Below are 20,500 nucleotides of genomic sequence, written 5' to 3' on the forward strand. Positions count from 1 at the left end.
GGCCGGTGTCACTCGGGTGCCGGCACCGGTGCGGGGCGGACCGCTCGCAGCAGGGTGAGCAGCGTCTCGTTGTGCGGGACCGGGATGCCGTGCCGCCGGGCGGCCTCCACCAGCGGTGCGGTGATGTGCTCGTGCTCGGTCGGCAGCCCGGCGAGCCGGTCGTAGAGCATCGAGGTGCCGTTCTCCGTGGAGTAGTCCCGGCCGTAGTTGGCGACCACCGCCTCGACGTCGCCGCTGTCGAGCGCGGCGCCTTCGGCGCGGGCCACCTGCACCGCCTCGGTGAGCACGTTCGAGGCCAGCTGCCGGGCGTCCGGCGAGTCGAAGACGTCGAGGCGGCGCAGCGTCAGCGCGGTGATCGGGTTGGCCGCCAGGTTCGTGAGCATCTTGCGCCACGCCTCCGTGCGGAAGTCCTCCGTGGCGCGGATCCGCATGCCCGAGCCCTCCAGCAGCCGCTGCAACCCCGCGCCCGGTTCCCCGTCCGGCACGATCACCGACGGGACCGAGCGGCACTGCACGCGGCCCGGGCTGCGGCGCTCGGCGGCCACGTAGATCAGCGTCGGCAGCACCGGCGCCCGCAGCCCGAGCGGTTCGACCGAGGCGCGGTGCTCGACCCCGTTCTGCACCACCGCCACCGGAACGTCAGCGGAGTCCAGGGCGCGCAGCCACGGTTCGGTGCGGGCCACGTCCTGCACCTTCGTGGTGAGCACGACCCAGTCGACCGGGCCGACCCGAGCGGGATCGGTGACCACGTCCGCGTGCACGGTTTCGGTTCCCCCGGGCGTGTCCACGTCGAACCGGTCGAACGGGGTGCGCACGCACAGCGTGACGGCGTGGCCCGCGCGGCGCGCGGCGAGGGCGAATACCCCGCCCACGGCGCCGGATCCGATGATCGCGATGCGTCGAGTGCTCACGGCGGGCAGGCTACCCGTCGGGCGCTCCCCGCTGGAGCTCGCGGGGAGCAGCACCCGCGGCACGGCTGCGCCGAACCGGCACCGCGGCGAACCGGCACCGCGGCGGGGCTGCGTCCGCGCGGCGGGCGGTCGTCGGTCGCCTCACCGCGCCCGCTGCCGCGGTGCGCGGTCCAGGTCCAGCCGCACCGCCGTGGGCAGCGGGTCGCTGCCGATCGTCTGCCGCGCGGGGGAGAGGACCTTCGCGTCGAGCTCCTCCCACACGCGGCGCACGTCGGTGCCCTCCTCCAGCGCGAGCCGCACCCGCAGTCCCGGATCGCGCGGGCTGCCGGCCGTGCGCGCGTGCGCCCGCGTGACCCCGGTCACGTCCGCCGCGTCCGCGCGCACCGCCCGGGTGAGCGCTTCGGTGGTGATCCGGGACTGGCCTGCCGGGCTCCGGTCGAGCCGCACGTCGGGTCTGCGCTCCGGGCTCAGGCTGCGGACCAGCCACCACAGGCCGACGGCGAGCAGCACGAGCCCGCCGGCGATGACCGCCACGGCGGCCCAGGCGGTGTTGCCGCCGATCCAGCCGACCACGAGCGGATCGGCCACCGGGCGCTGGGCCCGCCCCGCGCCGAACCAGCCCTGGCCCACGGCGACGACCGCCGCACCGGCCGCCAGGGCGAGGATGCCGAAGAAGCCGACCAGCGCGCGTTCGAAACCGAGCGTCCGCGACAGCGGGGCCGGGCGCGCGGCGACCCGCCTGCCCGTGGCGGCCTGCGGTGCGGCGGGAGCCGACGCGGTGGGGTGTTCGGGCGTGGTGGTCACTGCGGCTCCTTGGCTACTGCGGCTCCTTGACTTCGGACACCGACACGGACACGTGCGGCCGGCGGGGCAGCGGCAGTTCGGACAGCGCCTGCTGCGCGCTCTCGGTGACCTGCTGCCGCGTGCGCTGCGGGTCCCCGATCGTGCGGGCCTTGATGCGCACGCGCCCGCTGCGCGCCGTCACCGCGGTGGACTCGACGTCGGGCTGTTCGCGCACCTCGTGCGCCACGAGGCGGGCGAGGGAGCGCCGGTCGGTCACCACGGTGACGCCGGGGGCCGGGTCGTGCAGCGGGATGTGCCTGCGCCGCGCGGCCGTGGCGAGCACGAGCAGCAGCAGGCCCAGCACCGCGACCCCCGCCCCGGCCCCGCGCACCACCGGGGCCGACCAGGGGATCGCGCCGAGCTGCGCCGCCAGCGGCCGCCACGGCACGAGCAGTCCGTCCGCGGCCGGTCGCAGCAGGGCCGCCGCGGTCTCCACCACCGCGAGCAGCCCGAGCGCGGCCACGGCGAGCGCCGCCACGGCGGCGAGGGTCCGGGTCAGCGAACGCATGCTCACCTCACACGCGGGGCTTCGGCGGCGGGCACCAGATCGGTGATCGTGACGTCGACGCTGCGCACCTCAGCCTGGGCGTGGCGCCGCAGCTCGGTGCGGATCCGCTCGCGCACCCGTGCGACCGCCTCCGGGGCCGGTTCGGCGTAGCGCACCGCCACCTGCACCCGCACGCGCAGCGCGTAGTCCGGTCCGGACAGCTGCGCGCGGGGTCCGCGGCCGCTGCGCCCGGGTACCCGCGAACGCGGGCGCACGCCTCCGCAGGCCTGGTCGGCGGCGTACTCGGCCAGCTTCCGCAGCACCGACCGGTCGATGCGCAGGTGGCCGCGTTCGGCCCCGTCCTCGACGGGGGCGCGCGGCGCGGGCGGGGAGACCGCGGTGCCCGCGGCCTCGGCTGGTGTGGCGGTCATCGGCTGCGCCCCCGCACGCGGTTCCACAGGTCACCGAACTCCACCTCGCCGTCCACCATCCGGCCGATGATCAGACCGACCAGGCCGATGATGAGCGCGACGAGGAAGCCGACGAACCCGCCTGCCACGGCGGCCGTGCCGAGCACGAGCCCGGCGAGGAGGCCGATCTGGGTGCTGTTCAAGGCTGCCCTCCTGGGATCAGTTCACGCGGGTGCGGTTGCGCCGCGCCCACCACCGGCGCAGGCGCGTGATCAGGCCGGGAGGCCTGCGGACGAAGTGGACCGAGCCGTTGGACGCGCCCGGCCGCTCCGCCGCGGCCCCGCGGCGGAGCCGTTCGATCCCGGCGGCGAACACCGCCGGGTCCCCGCCGGCGTCGGGGTGGTGCCGGCGGGCGAACTCCCGCACCGCGCGGCGCGCGGCCGGGTCCTCGGGTGCGCGGGTCATGGGGGCTCCTGCTGCGGTGGTCCGGAAGCGGGTCAGCCGTCCGGGGGTTCGATGTCGGCCACGGTCACGTCCACGGTGCGCACGCTCGAACCGGCCCGGGTGAGCACGTCGAGCACCGCCGCGCGCAGCTCCTCGACGAGCGCGGGCAGCGGTCGGGACCAGCGTGCTGCCACGCCGATCTCGACGCGCTCGTCCGAGAAGCGCACCCCGGCCACGCGGCGCCCCGGCAGGTGCGCGGCGATGTCGCCGAGCCGGCCGCCGTGCGCTCCGGCGACGTCCGGGTGCTCGTCGAGCAGGGCGCGGATGCGGTCGACGACCTCCTCCTCGTCCGGAGCTCCGCGCGCGGCACCCGGTTCGACGGGGGTCGACGGTGAAGTCGCCATGGGTCCTCCGTTCCGCCCGCGCGACCGCGGTGGAATCCGGCCGCGCGGCGGGGCCGGGAAGAGCGCTGTGGACGGGCAGCGGTCCGCCGCCGGAGTCCTGCGCGTCACTCCACGCGGGAGGACGCGGAGGTCCCGCCGCCGCTGCTGCCCGGTTCGCCTCCCTCGTCCTCCTCCGGCAGGTAGATGTCGTTGACGGAGATGTTGACCTCGGTGACCTCCAGTCCGCACATCCGTTCCACCGAAGTGATGACATTGCGCCGCACGGCGCGGGCGAGGTCCACGATCGACGCGCCGTACTCGACGATGACGTCGAGGTCGATCGCCGCCTGCTTCTCGCCGACCTCCACCTGCACTCCGGAGGTGGGGGTGCCGCTGCTGCCCCCCGGCATGCGCTCGCGCAGCGCGCCGAAGGCGCGGGACACACCGCCGCCCATGGCGTGCACTCCGGCGATCTCGCGCGCGGCGATGCCCGCGACCTTCTGCACCACGGAGCTGGCGATGGCGGTCTTGCCCTGGGAGGTCTCGTCGGCGAGCCGGGCGGGGGAGTCACCGGCGCGGGTCTGCGGAATGCGCTGCTCCGCTTCCCCCGAGGAGGAACCGGTGGTGCTGTGCTGCTGCTGTTCGCTCGACTGCGTGCTGCTGGTCTGTGCCATGGCGGTCTCCAAGCCGATGCGCTGTGCTGATCGGGGCGAGGAGGGCCCGGCAGCGCGCTCGCCGGGCGCAGCCCCGCCTCACTCCGCCATTCTCAGGTAACGCAGCAGCAGCAGCGATTCCGAATGCAGCGCGGAGGCCAGCTTCATCCGCGTGGGGGGCTGCACGGCCGGGCCCTGGGCGATGCGCCCGGCTCCACCGCTGACCAGCACGGGTGACAGCGTCAGGCACAGCTCGTCGACGAGACCGGCTTCCGCGAGCGTGCCGAACCACTGCGGTCCGCCCTCGCAGCCCACCCGGTGGAGGCCGCGTTCGGCCAGCGCCTCCAGCACGCGCCCCGGGTCGACCTGCTGTTCGCCCGCGATGACCACGTCCGCGCCCGCGGCGGCGAGGTCCGCGCGCCGCTGCCGCGGCACGGCCGCGGTGGTCAGCACGATGGTCGGCACCAGCGCGTCGGTGATGAGCGGGTCCTCCGGCGAGACCGAGCACCGGGCGCTCACCACCGCGATCGGCGGCACCGGCGCCAGTCCGCGGTGCTGCCGCCGCTGGGCGCGCACCTCGGTGCGCCGCACCCCGCGGTAACCCTCGGCCAGCGCGGTGCCCGCGCCGACGAGCACGACGTCGGAGAGGTCGCGGATGAGCACCAGCACCCGCTGGTCGATCGGAGCGGACAACCCGCGCGAGGTCGACTGCACGCTGACCGCCCCGTCCAGACTGGACACGAAGTTCACCCGCACCCACGGCCGCGCCAGCCCCTCCGGGTAGGCGTAGAACCGCTCGAGGCGGTCCACCGGGAGGCCCGCCTCGCCGGTCGGCCACAGCTGGTCCACACCGAGTTCGTGCATTCCGCCATCCCACCACGTGTGACGTGCAACGTCGCGGCAGGTCGGGTGACGTGGAGCACGCGCGGTCGTCTTCGGAACCCCGGGAGGTGGCGATACAGTCGACGGATATGAGCATCCCCCGCCTGGTCGACCGTCGGCCCGAGATCACACCGGACGAGTTGGTCCAGGCGATGACCCCGCCCCCGCGGTTCGACGCGGTGCGCTTCGACAACTACGTGCCGAACCCGGAGGAACCGAGCCAGGCCGAGGCCGTGGACCGCTGCCGCGCGTTCGCCGAGCAGTGCAGCGCCCCGGCCAGGCGGAGCTCGTGGCTGCGGGGGATGTTCGGCCGCGCCAAGTCCGCGCCGGACCGCAAGCCGGGGCTCTACCTCGACGGCGGGTTCGGGGTCGGCAAGACGCACCTGCTGGCATCGCTGTGGCACGAGGTGAGCGGGGCGAAGTCCTACGGCACCTTCGTGGAGGTGACCAACCTCGTCGGTGCTCTCGGGTTCGCCGAAGCGGTTCAGCGGTTGTCCGGGCACCGGCTGCTGGCGATCGACGAGTTCGAGCTCGACGACCCCGGTGACACGATGATGGTCACCCAGCTGATCGCCAAGCTCACCGAGGCCGGTGTGCACGTCGCCGCCACGTCCAACACCCTGCCGGACAAGCTCGGCGAGGGCCGGTTCGCCGCGCAGGACTTCCTCCGCGAGATCCACGCGATGGCCGAGCGCTTCCAGGTCGTGCGCGTCGACGGGCCCGACTACCGGCACCGCGGCATGCCCTCGGCGCCCGATCCGATGAGCGATGACGAGCTGCTCGGCCTGGCCGAGGCCACCGACGGGTCCACCCTCGACGAGTTCGGCGAGCTGTGCGACTACCTCGCCGGTCTGCACCCGTCGAAGTACGGCGTGCTCGTCGACGGCGCGACGGCCGTGCACCTGCGCAACGTCCGCTCCGCGCCGGACCAGGACGTGGCGCTGCGGCTGGTGGCCTTCGCCGACCGCCTCTACGACCGGGCGATCCCCGTGCGCGTGTCCGGGCAGCCGCTGTCCTCGCTGTTCACCGAGGAGATGCTGCGCGGCGGGTACCGGAAGAAGTACCTGCGGGCGCTGAGCCGGCTCACCTCCCTCGCCCGGGACTGAGGCGGCTGCGGGCGCTCTTCGGTGCCGCGGCGCGGCCGTCCTGGCCGGGTGTTCCTACTCGTCGCGCGGATCGGGGTCGCGTGCTGGCCGCAGCGGCCCGCCAGGCAAGCGGCGCAGCCGCTTCCTCACCACGCATGCAGGCCGATCCGACGGGGGTTCCCCACCCGACCCGCTACGCCAGCCAAGCCGCGCGGCCTGTTATCCGCCGCGCAGCACCGCGGCCACGGCGTCCAGCCCCGCGTCCAGGTCGGTGGGATCGATGACCAGTGGTGGGGCCAGCCGCAGCGTGCTGTCCTGCGTCTCCTTGCACAGCACGCCGCGCCGCAGCAGCGCTTCGCTGGTGGCGCGCCCGGTGGTGCGCTCCACGTCCAGGTCGATGCCGGCCCACAGGCCCCGTCCGCGGACCGCCGCGGCGCCGTCGCCGACCAGCTCGGCCAGCCGCGCGTGCAGGTGCTCGCCGAGCTCCCGCGAGCGCCGCTGGTACTCGCCGGTGCGCAGCATGCGGACCACGGCGCGCCCGACGGCGCAGGCCAGCGGGTTGCCGCCGAACGTGGAGCCGTGCTCGCCGGGGCGCAGCACCCCGAGCACCTCGTCGCGGCCGACCACCGCCGAGACCGGCAGGATGCCGCCGCCGAGGGCCTTGCCGAGGGTGTACAGGTCGGCGCGGATCCCGGCGGCGTCGCTGGCCAGCGTGTCGCCGCAGCGGCCCAGGCCGGACTGGATCTCGTCGGCGACGAGCAGCACGTCGTGCTCGTCGCAGAGCGCGCGCAGCCGCGGCAGGTAGTCCTCCGGCGGCACGAGCACGCCGCCCTCGCCCTGCACGGGTTCGACGAGGACGGCCGCGGTGCGCTCGGTGATCGCGGCGGCGACCGCGTCGGCATCACCGTAGGGCGTGCTCACGAACCCGGGGGTGAACGGTCCGTAGTCCGCGCGGGCGCTCGGATCGCTGGAGAACGACACGATCGTGGTCGTGCGTCCGTGGAAGTTCCCCGCGGCGACGATGATCTCGGCCTGCCCGTCGGGCACGCCCTTGCGCCGGTAGGCCCATTTCCGGGCGACCTTCAGCGCGGTCTCCACGGCCTCGGCCCCGGAGTTCATCGGCAGCACCCGGTCGGTGCCGGTCAGCTCGGCCAGTTCGCGGCAGAACGGGCCGAACTGGTCGTGGCCGAACGCGCGGCTGGTCAGCGTGATCCGGTCGAGCTGCTCAGCCGCAGCCGCGACCAGCTCCGGGTGGCGGTGGCCGAAGTTGAGCGCGGAGTAGCCCGCCAGGAAGTCCAGGTACGCGTGGCCGTCCACATCGGTCACCCGTGCGCCGCTGCCGGAGTGCAGCACGACCGGCAGCGGGTGGTAGTTGTGCGCGCTGTAGCGCTCGTCCAGACGCAGGTAGCCCGCGGTGTGACCGGTGTGGAGTTCGGCGGCCGTCATGGGCCCCAGGCTAGGTCGGAGGCGGCGCCGGTTTCAGCAGCGGCGCGTTGTGCGTGTCGCCGCTTCCTTGCATCCTGCCGCCGCCGAGCGCCGATTTCGTTGCGCGCCCCGGCAGGCGGGTGCGGCGCGGTCAGCGCAGGCGCGCGTCGTAGCGCCCGGGCGCGTACTGGTGCAGCGCGCTGCGCATGCGCTTGGCCTGCTGCCGCCGGGCCCACCACCAGCCGGTGGCTCCGAGCGGGAACACGCGCGCCCCGCCCTGGTAGGGCCGCACCCGGTGCCACAGGCGCGTGCGCGGCAGCGCGACCCCGTCGGCGAACCACACCGCCACCGCCTGCTGCTTGCCGCGGCCCACGATCGCCACGTGGCGCACCTGCGCCCAGGGGATGCACCGGCGCAGCCCGCCGCGCGAGAGCACCACGCCGTCGGCGTTGATCTTCATGCGCAGCCGCGGCACGAACACGCTCAGCGCCGAGACGACCGCGGCGAGGGCGAGCAGGGCCACGCCCGCGGTGAGCAGCGGGCGCACCTCGGGGAGCACGCCGTTGTGCCGCGCGGACCAGAGCACCACGTACAGGCACAGGCCGCACAGCAGCGCGGTCAGCAGCGACGAGGCGCGTCCGGCGGTGCGGAACACCGGGCCGGGCTCGTGCGCGCGCACCGCCGGGGCGGGCGGGTGGCTCCGCTCGGCCGGTTCGGGCGCCTTCCGCTCCGGCACCGGCTGGCGCTTCGTCGCGGGACGGGCGGGCGCGGCCTGCCAGTCGCCGCGGGCGGCCTCGGGGGACGGCGCGGCGCCCTCGCCCCCGGCCGCGCCAGCAGCCCCGGCCGCGCCAGCAGGGCTGGAGGCGACGGCGGCGTGCGGGTTCGCCGCCTGCGCGTCCGAGCCGGCGGCCGCCACCTGCCGCGAACGGGTGGCGTGATCGGCGACCGCGGCGGTCAGCGCGGCCGGCAACCAGTCCTGCCCGCTGTGCAGATCACCCAGCTGGGCCACGATCGCTTCGGGGGAGGGCCGCACGTGCGGATCCTTGCTCAGGCACGCGGCCAGCAGCGGCCGCAGTTCGTCCGGAACGCCGGCGAGGTCCGGTTCGCCGTGCGCCAGGTGGTACAGCAGGGCGGCGGTGTTGTCCGCCTCGAACGGGCCGTGGCCGGCGGCGGCGAACACCAGGACCGTCCCCAGGGAGAACACGTCGCTGGCCGGGCCGACCTTCTCGCCCGTGGTCTGCTCGGGGGAGAAGAACCCCGGTGTGCCGAGGAACATGCCCGTGGCGGTGAGCGTGCTGCCGGTCATCGCGCGGGAGATGCCGAAGTCGATGACGCGCGGGCCGTCCTGGGCCAGCAGGACGTTGCCCGGTTTGAGGTCGCGGTGGACCAGGCCGCGCCGGTGGATCGCGGTCAGCGCCTCGGCGAGGCCGGCCCCCAGTGCGCGGACCGTGGGTTCGGGCAGCGGGCCGTGCTCGGCCACGGCGCCGTGCAGCGTGGGGCCGGCGACGTACTCGGTGGCCAGCCACGGTGTTTCGGCGTCCGGGTCGGCGTCGACGACGGCCGCCGTCCAGAACCCGCCGACCGAGCGGGCCATGTCCACTTCGCGGCGGAAGCGTTCCCGGAACTCGGGGTCCTCGGCGAGGTCGGGGCGCACCACCTTGACCGCCACCATGCGCCCGCCCTTGGAGCGGCCCAGGTACACGCCGCCCATGGCGCCGCGGCCGAGCCGGGCGACGAGCCGGTAGTCCCCGGCACGTTGCGGGTCGCCTGTCAGCAGCGGCTGCACGATGGTCCGTCCCTCCCGTTCAGCGGTACTCGTCCGGTTTCGAGCTTACGGTTCCGCGCACTCCGCGTCCGCACCCCGACCGCGGGACCGCCGGCGTGCGGGGCGGCGGAGCCGGGTGAATACTGCACGTGCTCGTTCCCTTTCCCGGAGTGGCACGGATGAGTATGATCCACACCACTGCGAGCGGATGGCGCCGGTGTCTGAGGGGAGGCTCGCGGTGAGCGACCAGGTGCGGCCCCCGTCCTCCGAGCCCATCCCCGCTGTGGCGCTGCGCGGGGTGGGCAAGCGGTTCCCCGGAGTGGTCGCCGTCTCCGACGTGACGCTCGAGGTCCCGCCCGGGGAGGTCCACGTCTTCGCCGGCGAGAACGGGGCTGGCAAGTCCACGCTGATGAAGCTCATCGCCCAGACCGAGCAGCCCACCAGCGGCAGCATCGCGATCGGCGGTACCCCGGTGCACTACCGCGGCCCGGCGGCGGCGCGGGGGCTGGGCGTCTCGATGGTGCACCAGGAGTTCGCCCTGGCCGGCGACCTCTCGGTGGCCGAGAACCTGTTCATCGGGCGGGAACCCGGGCGCGCGGGCTGGATCTCGCGCGCGGAGGAGCGGCGCGCCGCCCGCGAGCTGCTGCGCCGCGTGGGGCTGGAGGTCTCCCCGCAGCGGCGCGTCCGCAGCCTGTCCACGGCGCAGCAGCAGCGCGTCGAACTCGCGAAGGCCCTGGCGGTGGACGCGAGCGTGCTCATCCTCGACGAGCCGACGGCCACGCTCACCGAGCAGGAGGCCGAGGAGCTGTTCGAGCTCGTCGGCGAACTCACCGACCGGGGCATCGCCGTGCTGTACATCTCGCACCGGCTCGACGAGATCTTCCGCATCGGCGACCGGGTGACGATCATGCGCGACGGGGCGGTCGTCGCCACGCAGCCGGTGTCCGAAATGGACGAAGCGCTGCTGGTGCGCTCGATGGTCGGCCGCGACGTGGAGAACCTGTACCCGCGTTCGCAGCGCCGGACCGGCGAGGTGCGGCTGCGGGTCTCCGGGCTCTCGCGCGAGCCGCACGTCCACGACGTCTCCTTCGAGGTGCGTTCCGGGGAGATCCTCGGGCTCGCGGGCCTCGTCGGCGCCGGGCGCACCGAGCTCGCCCGCGCCGTCTTCGGCGCCGAGCTCCCCGACACCGGTGAGATCACATTGGACGGTCGACGGCTGCGGATCCGCCGCCCCGCCGACGCGATCGACGCCGGGATCGGCTACCTGACCGAGAGCCGCAAGCACGACGGGCTCGCGCTGCAGCTCGGTGTGGACAAGAACATCACCCTGGCGAACCTGCCGATGTGGCACGGCCTGATCAACCTCGGGGCGGAGCGCCGCGCGGGGCAGCGGTACCGCGACGCGCTGCGGATCCGCGCACCGTGGCTCGGCCGTCCCGTGAGCACGCTCTCCGGTGGCAACCAGCAGAAGGTCGTGCTCGCGCGGTGGCTGGAGACCGGGGCGGAGGTGCTGTTCTTCGACGAACCCGGACGGGGCATGGACGTCGGTGCGAAAGCCGAGATGTTCGGCCAGATGGACGAACTCGCGCGCCGCGGCAAAGCGGTCGTGTTCATCTCCAGCTACCTCCCCGAACTGCTCAACATGTGCGACCGCCTCCTGGTGATGCGCGGCGGGCGCATCACCGGAGAAGTCGCTCGCCAGGAGTTCTCCGAGGAACGCGTCATCGCACTCGCCACGGGAGCGAAGGACAACCATGACTGAGCAGACACCGGAACGATCCGAGAGCTTCCTCCGCGCGCTGCCCGACCGGGTCTCCGGCGCCGTGTCCCAGGTGGCCGCCGCCGGCGCGCTGATCGTCATCTTCGTCGTGCTGTCGATCGTGGCGCCGTCGTTCCTCACCGCGGACAACCTGTTCAACCTGGGCTCGCAGACCTCCGTCAACGCCGTGATGGCCATCGGCGTCACGCTGGTGATCATCACCGCCGGCATCGACCTGTCCGTCGGGTCCGTGGCCGCGCTCTCCGGCGTGACCGGGGTGCTGATCATGTCCCAGCTCGGCATGCACCCGTTGCTGGGCGTCCTCGGCGGCATCGCGATCGGCGCGTTCGCCGGGCTCGTCAACGGAGTGCTCGTGTCCGTGGTCGGGCTGCCGCCGTTCATCGCCACGCTCGGCATGCTCAGCGTCGCCCGCGGGGTCGTGCTGATCATGACGGGTGCTGTGGCGGTCTTCGGTGCGCCCGACTCGTTCCGGCTGCTCGGGCAGGGCGTCATCGGCGTGCTGCCGATCCCGATCCTGGTGATCGCGCTCGTGGCCGTCGCGGGTCACCTGGTGCTCACGCGCACGCGCCTGGGCCGCCACGCCTACGTCATGGGGTCGAACATGGAGGCGGCGCGGCTGTCCGGTGTTCCGGTGCGGCTGTACACCACCTACGTCTACGTCCTCTCCGGCGCGCTGGCCGGCCTGGGCGGCATGATCGCGGCCTCGCGGATCAACTCGGGGCAGCCGAACTTCGGCGAGGGCCTCGAGCTCGACGTCATCGCCGCGGTCGTCATCGGCGGTGCCAGCCTCATGGGCGGACGCGGCACCGTGCTCGGCTCGCTGATCGGAGCCTTCCTCGTCGCCGTCATCCGCAACGGCGCCGTCCAGCTCGACATCGGGACCTTCTACCAGAACGTGCTCATCGGCGTGATCATCTGGATCGCCGTGTGGTGGGACATCTACCAGCGCCGCAAGTTGGGGCGCGAGCCCGGATGACCGCCGGCCGCGTCCGGTCGCGGGAACGCACGGCTCGGTGAGACGGGAGGCGAGCAGATGCGCAAGTGGCAGACCCTGGCCTGCGTGCTGGCGGCGGTGCTGCTCGTCGCCGGCTGCCAGGTGAAGATCCACGAGCGATCCGGCGCGGTCGAGCCCGGCAGCGGCCCGGTGAAGGTCGCGGTCGTGCCGAAGGCCATCGGCTTCAGCTTCTGGGAGAAGGTCCGCGTCGGCGCCGAGTGCGCCGCACGCGGCCCCGGCGTGGACGTGCACTGGGACGGCGTGACCGAGGAGACCGACGTGAGCGGGCAGCAGAGCCTGCTGCAGGACCTGCTCGTGCAGGGCGACCTGGACGGACTCGTCTACGCCGCCACCGACGCGCGCGCCATGGCGCAGGTCACCGCCACGGCCGAGGAGCAGGGCACGCAGGTGGTGAACATGGACTCGGGCACCACGCCGCAGCCCGCGGACGTGCCCGTGTACGCCACGAACAACGTCGCCGCGGCCGAGCGGGGAACCGACCTGCTGGCGCAGCAGCTCGGCGGGCGGGGCAAGATCGCGCTGGTCGAGTTCCAACCCGGCACGAACACCAACGACACCCGGGTGGAGGGCTTCCAGCGCGGCCTGCGCAAGCATCTCGGCCTCGAACTCGTCGCGCGCCAGTCCAGCGAGAGCAGCTACAACACGGCGCTGCAGGTCACGCAGGACATCCTGACCGCCCACCCGGAGCTGGACGGGATCTACGCCGGCAACGAGCCCAGCGTGCTCGGCGCGGCCGAGGCCGTCCGCCAGGCGGGCCGGGCCGGGGACATCGAGATCATCGGCTGGGACACCTCGCAGGAGCAGATCGCTTCGCTGCGCGAGGGCGTGATCAGCGGTCTGATAGCGCAGAACCCCTTCGAGATGGGGCGTTCGGCCGTGCGCGCGGCGGTGGACAAGGCGCACGGTCGAACGCCCAGCCGGGACACGGACACGGGGTCCACTGTGATCACGCGCGGCAACGTCGACGCCCCGGAGGTGCAGCGGTTGCTGCACCCCGCCTGCGCGAAACCCCCGGAGTGATCCGCCGTCCACGCGCGACCCGGCGCGTGGACGAGCAGCGCGTCACCCGTGGGAGCGAGACCTGTGCGCTGGGGAAGTCGACCTCGGCGCGCCCGTTTGTGGCCGCACGGCCGCGGGTAGCTCGGCGGAGGACCGGTGCCCGGTGGGCACCCGGACGACCTCGCGGAGCTGAGCATGCGATTAACGGGATCGGAACAGCGCTCCGCCCGCCGGGGTGGGCGGTCCGCCCTGCCCGCGGTGCTGGGGGTCCTCGCGCTGCTGCTGCCGGCCCTGGTGCTGCCCGGGGCGGACAGCACGACGGGGCGCACCGGACCGGCGGGGGCGACGCGGTCGGCCGCGGTGGAGACGGCCCGGGCGACGGGGCAGGCCAGGCAGGCGGTGCGCGCGGTGGAGGCGTGGAACGCCGAGCACCCCGGGCGGGAGGTGTACGCCGCGGTGTGGGACGGCGAGACCGGGGAGTTCGCCGCCGGGCGCGGTGCTGATCGGCCGGTGCACTCGGCCTCGCTGGTCAAGCTCTTCGTCGTGGTCGACGTGCTGCGCCGCTCGCACGACGGGCTGGCGGTCTCCGAGCACGAGAGGCGGTGGATGCGCCGGGCGCTCGCCGCCAGCGACGACGAGGCGATGAACGCGCTGTGGAGCCGCTACGACGGCCGCGGCGCCGTGCGGCGCGTGACGCGGGCGGCGCACCTGACCGACACCCGTCCGCCGGCCGATCCGGCGCAGTGGGGCGAGACGCTCGTCTCCGCCCGGGACATGACCCGGCTGTACCGCTACGTCGTGCGCGCGCTGCCGAGCGCGGACCGGGAGTTCGTGCTGCGGTCGGTCGCCGCGCGGCCGGGCATCGCGGCCAGCGGGTTCGACCAGGGGTTCGGGCTGGCCCGCGTGCGCGGGGCAGCGGTCAAGCAGGGGTGGATGTGCTGCGTCGACGGCGCGATCGAAGTGCACAGTTCCGGGATGCTCGAGCAGCGCGGCCGGTTCGCGGTGACCCTGCTGTCGCGGCAGCCCAGTTCGGACGGATACGACGCCGCCCGGCAGCGCCTCGACCGGGTCGCCGAGCGCGTCGACGCCGCGCTGCCGTAGCGGGTCCGCGGTTCGCCCGCTGCGCCCGTCCGGGAGGGACCTCCTGCTCGCGCCCGGCCGCCCACCGGGAGTACGCGGTGCCGCGTCGGGGTACGCCCCGGACATGCCGGAGCTGCCGGACGTGGAGGGGTTCCGCCGCGTTGCGGCGCGTGCGACCAGGTCGCGCATCCGGTCGGTCCGGTTGCACGACTCCGCGGTGGTGCACGGTGCCTCCGCCGAGGAGTTCCGCGATGCGGTCACCGGCAGGTGCTTCGGCGATCCCGCGCGGCACGGCAAGTGGCTCATGCTGCCGACCCCTCGGGCCCGCAGGGGCACAACGACTTCCCCTGGATCATGGCGCACTTCGGCATGACCGGCAGTTTCGAGTGGCGCGCTGCCGATGAGGCCGAACACCCGCACGAACGCGTGATGTTCGCGCTCGCCGCCGAGGACGAGCGCACCGCCGAGCTGCGCTACCGGGACATGCGCAAGCTCGCCGGCCTGCACCTGGTGCGCGAGCAGGCCGGGGTCGACGCGCTGCTCGGCGAGCTCGGCCCGGACGCGCGCACGATCACGCGCGGCGAGCTCGCCGAGCGGTTGCGGGGATCGCGCAAGCAGATCAAACCCGTGCTGATGGATCAGGCGGTGCTGGCCGGGCTGGGCAACCTCACCGTCGACGAGATCCTCTGGCGGGCGCGCACCCCGCCGCACCGCGCGGCCGGACGGCTGTCCCAGGCGCAGATCGGCCAGCTGCACCGGGCGATCGCCGGGGTGCTCGGTCCCGCGGTGCGCGCGGGCCGGGTTCCCGCCGGGGGCTCCTGGCTGACCGGCCAGCGCGACGAGGCGGACGCGGTCTGCCCCCGGTGCGGGAACGGCCTGTCGCGCGCCCGGGTGGGCGGGCGCAGCACCGTGTGGTGCCCCCGCTGCCAGCCGGACGAGTAGACCGGGGTGGCCGCGATGCGCTCGGATGTGGTGTGCTCGCGCGTGGTTTACCCGTGAGTAACCGCATGGTTTGCCATGATCTGCGGCGCAGCACGCCGCAGGCGCGTACGGAAGGGGATGCACTGGTGAGCGAGATTGCACGCCTGGGAGTTGTCGGCGGCGGACAGATGGGCGCGGGCATCGCCGAGGTGGGAGCCCGCTCGGGCGCGGACGTCGTCGTCCGCGAGATCAACGACGAAGCCGCGGAGGCCGCCGCGGAGCGGATCGCGAAGTCGCTGGACAAGGCGGTCAAGGCGGGCAAGCTCGCCGAGGGGGACCGGGACGCGGCGCTCGGCCGGCTGCGGTTCGTCACCGGCACGTCCGAGCTGGCGGACCGGCAGCTGGTGATCGAGGCCGCCTCGGAGGACGAGTCCGTCAAGCTCGACCTGTTCCGCGAGCTGGACTCGGTGGTCGCCGGCGAGGCGATCCTGGCGTCGAACACCTCGTCGATCCCGATCTCGAAGCTGGCGGGCGCGACGGGGCGTCCGGAGCAGGTTCTCGGTGTCCACTTCTTCAACCCGGTGCCCGTGCTGCACCTCGTCGAACTCGTGCCGAGCGCGCTGACCGGGGCCGGCACGATCGACGCGGCCCGGGCGTTCGCCACCGAGCAGCTGGGCAAGCGGGTCATCCAGGCCCGGGACCGCGCCGGGTTCATCGTCAACGCGCTGCTCACGCCGTACCTGCTCTCGGCGATCCGGATGTACGAGAACGGCATGGCCACCGCCGAGGACATCGACGCGGGCATGGTCCACGGCTGCGCCCACCCCATGGGTCCGTTGACGCTGGCCGACATGGTCGGGCTCGACACGCTCAAGGCGATCGCGGACTGCCTGCACGAGGAGTTCGGCGAGCCGCAGTACGCCGCCCCGCCGCTGCTGCGGCGGATGGTCGAGGCCGGGCTCACCGGCAAGAAGTCCGGCCGCGGTTTCTACGAGCACTGAGCGGGTCCGCGGCGCCGCGGACCGGGCCCGTCCCGCGGGACGGGCCCGGTCCCGCGTTTCGCGCGATGTTGACCGCGGGGCCACGAACTGTATATTGGATCCAACTTTCGGCGAGGACGAACGGCCGAGGGCGCTCGTGCGCCGGAGCCGCAGCGCCGGGTGCACCGGCACCGGGGAGGTGAGTCACCGTGCCCGCAGCGCAGCCCATGGCAGGCCTCGTGGTCGCGGACTTCAGCAGGGTCCTCGCGGGGCCCTACGCGACGATGCTGCTGGCCGACCTCGGCGCCACGGTGATCAAGGTGGAGCGGCCGGGGACCGGTGACGACACCCGCAGCTGGGGTCCACCGTGGACGGAGCGCGAGTCGTCCTACTTCGAGGCGCTCAACCGCGGCAAGCGCAGCGTCACCCTCGACTTCGAGGATCCGGGCGACCGGGCGCTCGCCCGCGAGCTCGTCCGGCGCGCCGACGTCCTCGTGGAGAACTTCCGCCCCGGTTCGCTGCAGCGGTACGGCCTGGACTACGGCAGCGCGAGCGAGCTCAACCCGGGACTGCTCTACACCTCCATCTCGGGCTTCGGCAGCACCGAGGGGGCGGACCTGCCCGGCTACGACTTCGTCGTGCAGGCCGTGGGAGGCCTGATGAGCATCACCGGCGCACCGGAGGGCCCGCCGACGAAGGTCGGCGTGGCGCTGGTCGACGTGCTCACCGGCAAGGATGCAGCGCTGGGCATCATGGCCGCGCTGCGCCAGCGGGAGAGCACCGGTCGCGGCCAGCACATCGAGGTCAACCTGCTGTCCAGCCTGCTGGGCGGGCTGGTCAACCAGCTCAGCGGGTACCTGGCCACGGGCGAGAGCCCGGATCGGATGGGCAACCGCCACCCCAGCGTCGCGCCGTACGAAACGCTGCGCTGCGCGGACGCCCACCTGGCCGTGGCCGTGGGCAACGACGCGCAGTTCCGCCGCCTGACCGACACCCTGGGGCTGGTGTGGATGGCCGACGACCCGCGGTTCTGCTCGAACGCGCAGCGCGTGGCCAACCGCGAGGAGCTCGTGGCGGAGCTGGAGAACGTGCTCGGCGCCCGCGCGGCCGCGGACTGGCAGCAGCGGCTGAGCCTGGTGGGCGTGGCCTGCGGAACGGTCAACGATCTCGCCGGCGCTGTCGACCACGCCGAAACCCTGGGGCTTCGGCCCACCGTGCGCCAGGAGGGCGCGAGCCCGCAGGCGCGCATGCCCATCGACTTCTCCGAGTACGACGCGCGGCTCGACGAGACCCTCGCACCGCCGCGGCTCGGTGAGCACAATGACGACATCCGGTCCTGGCTTGCGCAGGAGGTCCCCGGGAACGGCTCCGGGCCCGCGGCGGGCTTCGGGGAACCGTTCGCGGGGACCACGACGAGGAGGCACCGATCATGAGCGGCAGCGGCAAGAAGCCCCCCTTCGACCCCGACGACCCGCTGGGCATCGACGCCGAGCTCAGCACCGAGCAGCTCGCGATGCGCTCCTCGGTCCGCGCGCTGTGCCGCGACTACGTCGACGAGCACATCGGCGAGTGGTTCGAGAGCGGCGAGTTCCCGCGCGTGCGCGAGATCGCCCGGGAACTCGGCAAGCTCGGCGTGCTCGGCATGCACCTGGAAGGCTACGGCTGCGCCGGGATGTCCGCAGTGGACTACGGCGTGGTCTGCGCCGAGCTCGAGGCGTGCGATTCGGGGCTGCGCTCGCTCGTGTCGGTGCAGGGCTCGCTGGCGATGTACGCGATCTGGCGCTGGGGATCCGAGGAGCACAAGCAGCAGTGGTTGCCGGCGATGGCCTCCGGCGAAGCGCTCGGCTGCTTCGGGCTGACCGAACCGGACCACGGTTCCGACCCGGGGGCGATGCGCACCGCGGCGCGCCGCGACGGCGGCGAGTGGGTGATCAACGGCCGCAAGATGTGGATCACCAACGGCAGCGTCGCGGACGTCGCGGTGGTGTGGGCCGCCACGGAGGACGGTGTGCGCGGGTTCGTCGTGCCGACGGACACCCCGGGGTTCTCCGCGCCGGAGATCAAGCACAAGCTCTCCCTGCGCGCCTCGGTGACCAGCGAGCTCGTGCTGGACGACGTCCGCGTGCCGGATGCGGCGATGCTGCCGGAGGCCACCGGGCTCGGTGGTCCGCTGAGCTGCCTGAACGAGGCGCGCTACGGCATCGTCTGGGGCTCGACGGGCGCGGGCGAGGCCTGCCTGCGCGCCGCGCGCGACTACGCCGCGCAGCGCGAGCAGTTCGGCCGCCCCATCGCGGGGTTCCAGCTGACGCAGCAGAAGCTGGCCGACATGGCGGTGCGCGTGCAGAACGGGCGGCTGCTGGCGCTGCACCTCGGCAAGCGCAAGGACGCCGGTACGTTGCTGCCGCAGCAGATCAGCTTCGGCAAGCTGGACAACGTGCGCGGGGCCGTCGAGGTGGCCCGCACCGCCCGCACGATCCTCGGGGCCAACGGGATCTCCCTGGAGTACCCCGTGATCCGGCACATGACCAACCTCGAGTCGGTGCTCACCTACGAGGGAACCCCCGAGATGCACACGTTGACGATCGGGCAGGCGCTCACCGGCGAGTCCGCGTTCCGCGGTTGAGGGGGTCCGCGGAACGGCCGGCGTCGTGGCTCGGGTAGGGGCCTCCGGCGAGGCGATGCCGGAGAACCCCCGTCGGGTCGGCCTGCGTGCGTGGGAAAGAAGCGGCTTCGCCGCTTGCCCGACGGGCAGGGGCGGCCGGGCACGCGGCCACCGATCCGCGCGCGGAGTTCCTAGCGCAGCACCGGTGGCAGCGCGCGGTGCACCCAGTCGCTGGCCTGCTCGTAGGCGTGGCCGAGCCGCAGCAGTGACCACTCGTCGTGGTCCGGTCCGATGACCTGCACGCCCATCGGCAGGCCGTTCCGGAAGCCCGCGGGCAGGTTCAGCACGGGGTGCCCGGACAGCGTCCAGGGGGCGACGATCTCCATCCACCGGTGGTAGGTGTCCATCGGCACGCCGGCGATCTCCTCCGGATACCGCTGCGCGGCGTCGAACGGGAACACTTGCGCGCTCGGCGCGAGCAGGAAGTCGTAGTGGTCGAACAGCGCGTCGACCGCGGCGTGCCAGTCGCTGCGCCCCTGCAGGGCCCGCGCGACGTCGGCGGTGCTCAGCCGCTCGTACCCGGCGAGCTCGTAGCGCAGCTCGGGCTTGGTGGCCTCCAGCGCGGTGGTGTCCACGCCCGCCCACTGCATGCCGAGCATCCAGTGCCGCCACAGCAGGAAGGTCTCCCAGGCCTGCTCGGGCGGCGGGGGGTCGGTCACCGGTTCGACGGTGCAGCCGATCTCGTGGAAGGTGGCGAAGCTGTCCCGGCACACCTCGAGCACGCCCGGTTCGGTCGGGATCTTCCCGCCGAAATCGCCGATCCACCCGATGCGCGTGCCGCCGGGTTCGGAGTGCAGGGGTGCGGCGAACGCGGCCGGGTCGTCGCGCAGGCTCATCGGCGCACCCCGGTCCGGACCGGCCATCGTGGACAGGAGCATGGCGATGTCGCGCACCGTCCGCCCCATCGGTCCGGTCACCGCCGGGTTGCTGACGAACCCCGGGGCGGGCACGCGCCCGAAACCGGGGCGCAGCGAGACCACGTTGCAGTAGGCCGCCGGATTGCGCAGCGACCCCATGAAGTCGCTGCCGTCGGCCACGGGCAGCATCCGCGCGGCCAGCGCCGCCGCGGCGCCTCCGCTGCTGCCGCCGGCCGCGCGGGTGCGGTCGTAGGGGTTGGTGGTGGTGCCGAAGGCGCTGTTGAACGTGTGCGAGCCGAGCCCGGCCTCGGGGACGTTCGTCTTGCCGATGATGATGCCGCCGGCGGCCCGGATGCGCCGGACGAACGGGTCGTCCGCCTTGGCGGTCTCGCCGAGGAAGGCGGGGAATCCCCCGGTGGTGGGGAACCCCTCGGCGTGGGAGAGGTCCTTGATCGCCATCGGGAGGCCGTGCAGCCAGCCGCGGTGCTCACCGCGGGCGAGTTCCTCGTCGCAGCGGCGCGCCTCGTGCAGCAGGGACTCGGTGTCGGCCCTGCTGACGATCGCGCCGAGGTGCGGGTTCAGCGCGTCGATCTGCTCCAGGTGGGCGCGCATGACCTCCGCGCAGGAGATGTCCCGCCGCCGGATCGACCAGGACAGCTCCACCGCGTCGAGCAGGACCGGTTCGGGGACGAGGGACGAGGGGATGCCGGATCCCGGATCGACGTCCACCGCTGACCTCCACAGCTCGGCACTGTCGGAGTCGACCTTGACCCGCCCGGTGCGGCCGAGTCAATCGGCGTGACGCGCATCACTGCGCCCGAGGAGGCCTGCATCACGTTAGCGTTGCTAAGCGCAGCCGGGCGGGCGCAGGCTGGAGCGGGGCGGGCGTGGTGCGCCCGCCCCTGTCTGTCCACTGTG

The 20,500-nt window shown here is 73.8% G+C and carries 22 protein-coding genes; 10 read left to right on the top strand and 12 right to left on the bottom strand.

Going from position 1 to position 20,500, the window contains the following annotated elements:
• Positions 1-8: 8 nt before the first annotated feature.
• From ACYVJE_RS11630 to ACYVJE_RS11670, 9 genes are all read right to left on the bottom strand, one after another.
• Entirely contained in the window at positions 9-911 is a 903-nt protein-coding gene (locus ACYVJE_RS11630) for a 2-dehydropantoate 2-reductase (RefSeq protein WP_459159065.1), read from the bottom strand.
• A 141-nt stretch (positions 912-1,052) separates the two neighbouring features.
• Complete coding sequence (locus ACYVJE_RS11635) at positions 1,053-1,715, bottom strand: Asp23/Gls24 family envelope stress response protein (protein ID WP_461144440.1); 663 nt, start codon at positions 1,713-1,715, stop codon at positions 1,053-1,055.
• A gap of 13 nt (positions 1,716-1,728) precedes the next feature.
• Positions 1,729-2,262 carry a DUF6286 domain-containing protein gene (locus tag ACYVJE_RS11640; protein ID WP_459159067.1) on the bottom strand — a complete coding sequence of 178 codons (534 nt, stop codon included), beginning with the start codon at positions 2,260-2,262 and terminating at the stop codon, positions 1,729-1,731.
• 2 nt (positions 2,263-2,264) lie between these two features.
• The gene (locus ACYVJE_RS11645) at positions 2,265-2,672 is read right to left on the bottom strand and encodes an Asp23/Gls24 family envelope stress response protein (protein WP_459159068.1); all 408 of its coding nucleotides are present in this window, start codon (positions 2,670-2,672) and stop codon (positions 2,265-2,267) included.
• A complete protein-coding gene (locus ACYVJE_RS11650; RefSeq protein WP_459159069.1) occupies positions 2,669-2,854 on the bottom strand; it encodes a hypothetical protein in 186 nt (61 codons plus the stop codon). Before ACYVJE_RS11650 ends, ACYVJE_RS11645 begins: the two co-directional genes overlap by 4 nt.
• A 16-nt stretch (positions 2,855-2,870) precedes the next feature.
• Entirely contained in the window at positions 2,871-3,116 is a 246-nt protein-coding gene (locus tag ACYVJE_RS11655) for a hypothetical protein (protein WP_459159070.1), read from the bottom strand.
• A 32-nt stretch (positions 3,117-3,148) separates the two neighbouring features.
• The gene (locus ACYVJE_RS11660) at positions 3,149-3,499 is read right to left on the bottom strand and encodes a hypothetical protein (protein WP_461144441.1); all 351 of its coding nucleotides are present in this window, start codon (positions 3,497-3,499) and stop codon (positions 3,149-3,151) included.
• Positions 3,500-3,603: 104 nt separating this feature from the next.
• Positions 3,604-4,152: an Asp23/Gls24 family envelope stress response protein gene (locus tag ACYVJE_RS11665; protein ID WP_461144442.1), complete on the bottom strand. Its 549-nt coding sequence runs from the start codon at positions 4,150-4,152 to the stop codon at positions 3,604-3,606.
• A 78-nt stretch (positions 4,153-4,230) separates the two neighbouring features.
• Complete coding sequence (locus tag ACYVJE_RS11670) at positions 4,231-4,995, bottom strand: pyrimidine reductase family protein (protein ID WP_461144443.1); 765 nt, start codon at positions 4,993-4,995, stop codon at positions 4,231-4,233.
• Between the two features lie 107 nt (positions 4,996-5,102).
• Here ACYVJE_RS11670 and zapE point away from each other — a divergent pair, with 107 nt between their 5' ends.
• Positions 5,103-6,119, top strand: a complete 1,017-nt coding sequence (gene zapE, locus ACYVJE_RS11675; protein WP_459159074.1) for a cell division protein ZapE — start codon at positions 5,103-5,105, stop codon at positions 6,117-6,119.
• Positions 6,120-6,317: 198 nt separating this feature from the next.
• Here the strand turns inward: zapE and rocD are convergent, their stop codons facing one another.
• Both rocD and ACYVJE_RS11685 read right to left on the bottom strand, forming a co-directional pair.
• A complete protein-coding gene (gene rocD / locus ACYVJE_RS11680) occupies positions 6,318-7,544 on the bottom strand; it encodes an ornithine--oxo-acid transaminase (RefSeq protein ID WP_459159075.1) in 1,227 nt (408 codons plus the stop codon).
• Between the two features lie 130 nt (positions 7,545-7,674).
• Positions 7,675-9,309, bottom strand: a complete 1,635-nt coding sequence (locus tag ACYVJE_RS11685; RefSeq protein ID WP_461144444.1) for a serine/threonine-protein kinase — start codon at positions 9,307-9,309, stop codon at positions 7,675-7,677.
• 217 nt (positions 9,310-9,526) lie between these two features.
• On the opposite strand from ACYVJE_RS11685, the gene ACYVJE_RS11690 reads away from it, so the two are divergent.
• The 9 genes from ACYVJE_RS11690 to ACYVJE_RS11730 all read left to right on the top strand — a co-directional run bounded on the left by ACYVJE_RS11690 (position 9,527) and on the right by ACYVJE_RS11730 (position 18,686).
• Positions 9,527-11,050, top strand: coding sequence for a sugar ABC transporter ATP-binding protein (locus ACYVJE_RS11690; RefSeq protein WP_461144445.1), 1,524 nt, complete (start codon positions 9,527-9,529; stop codon positions 11,048-11,050).
• Entirely contained in the window at positions 11,043-12,044 is a 1,002-nt protein-coding gene (locus ACYVJE_RS11695) for an ABC transporter permease (RefSeq protein WP_459159078.1), read from the top strand. The genes ACYVJE_RS11690 and ACYVJE_RS11695 overlap by 8 nt, the downstream gene beginning before the upstream one ends.
• A 57-nt stretch (positions 12,045-12,101) precedes the next feature.
• Entirely contained in the window at positions 12,102-13,103 is a 1,002-nt protein-coding gene (locus ACYVJE_RS11700; RefSeq protein ID WP_461144446.1) for a sugar ABC transporter substrate-binding protein, read from the top strand.
• Positions 13,104-13,277: 174 nt separating this feature from the next.
• A complete protein-coding gene (locus ACYVJE_RS11705; RefSeq protein ID WP_461144447.1) occupies positions 13,278-14,183 on the top strand; it encodes a serine hydrolase in 906 nt (301 codons plus the stop codon).
• A gap of 103 nt (positions 14,184-14,286) precedes the next feature.
• Complete coding sequence (locus tag ACYVJE_RS11710; RefSeq protein WP_461144448.1) at positions 14,287-14,535, top strand: DNA-formamidopyrimidine glycosylase family protein; 249 nt, start codon at positions 14,287-14,289, stop codon at positions 14,533-14,535.
• On the top strand, positions 14,460-15,104 hold the full coding sequence (locus tag ACYVJE_RS11715; RefSeq protein WP_461144449.1) for a zinc finger domain-containing protein: 645 nt from the start codon (positions 14,460-14,462) through the stop codon (positions 15,102-15,104). Before ACYVJE_RS11710 ends, ACYVJE_RS11715 begins: the two co-directional genes overlap by 76 nt.
• Positions 15,105-15,229: 125 nt before the next feature.
• The gene (locus ACYVJE_RS11720) at positions 15,230-16,084 is read left to right on the top strand and encodes a 3-hydroxybutyryl-CoA dehydrogenase (protein WP_461144450.1); all 855 of its coding nucleotides are present in this window, start codon (positions 15,230-15,232) and stop codon (positions 16,082-16,084) included.
• A 188-nt stretch (positions 16,085-16,272) separates the two neighbouring features.
• Positions 16,273-17,496: a CaiB/BaiF CoA transferase family protein gene (locus ACYVJE_RS11725; protein WP_461144451.1), complete on the top strand. Its 1,224-nt coding sequence runs from the start codon at positions 16,273-16,275 to the stop codon at positions 17,494-17,496.
• The gene (locus ACYVJE_RS11730) at positions 17,493-18,686 is read left to right on the top strand and encodes an acyl-CoA dehydrogenase family protein (protein ID WP_461144452.1); all 1,194 of its coding nucleotides are present in this window, start codon (positions 17,493-17,495) and stop codon (positions 18,684-18,686) included. The genes ACYVJE_RS11725 and ACYVJE_RS11730 overlap by 4 nt, the downstream gene beginning before the upstream one ends.
• A 170-nt stretch (positions 18,687-18,856) precedes the next feature.
• On the opposite strand, the gene ACYVJE_RS11735 is transcribed toward ACYVJE_RS11730, so the two are convergent.
• The gene (locus ACYVJE_RS11735) at positions 18,857-20,311 is read right to left on the bottom strand and encodes an amidase (RefSeq protein ID WP_461144453.1); all 1,455 of its coding nucleotides are present in this window, start codon (positions 20,309-20,311) and stop codon (positions 18,857-18,859) included.
• Between the last annotated feature and the right edge of the window lie 189 nt (positions 20,312-20,500).

It is taken from the genome of Salinifilum aidingensis (assembly GCF_054782015.1).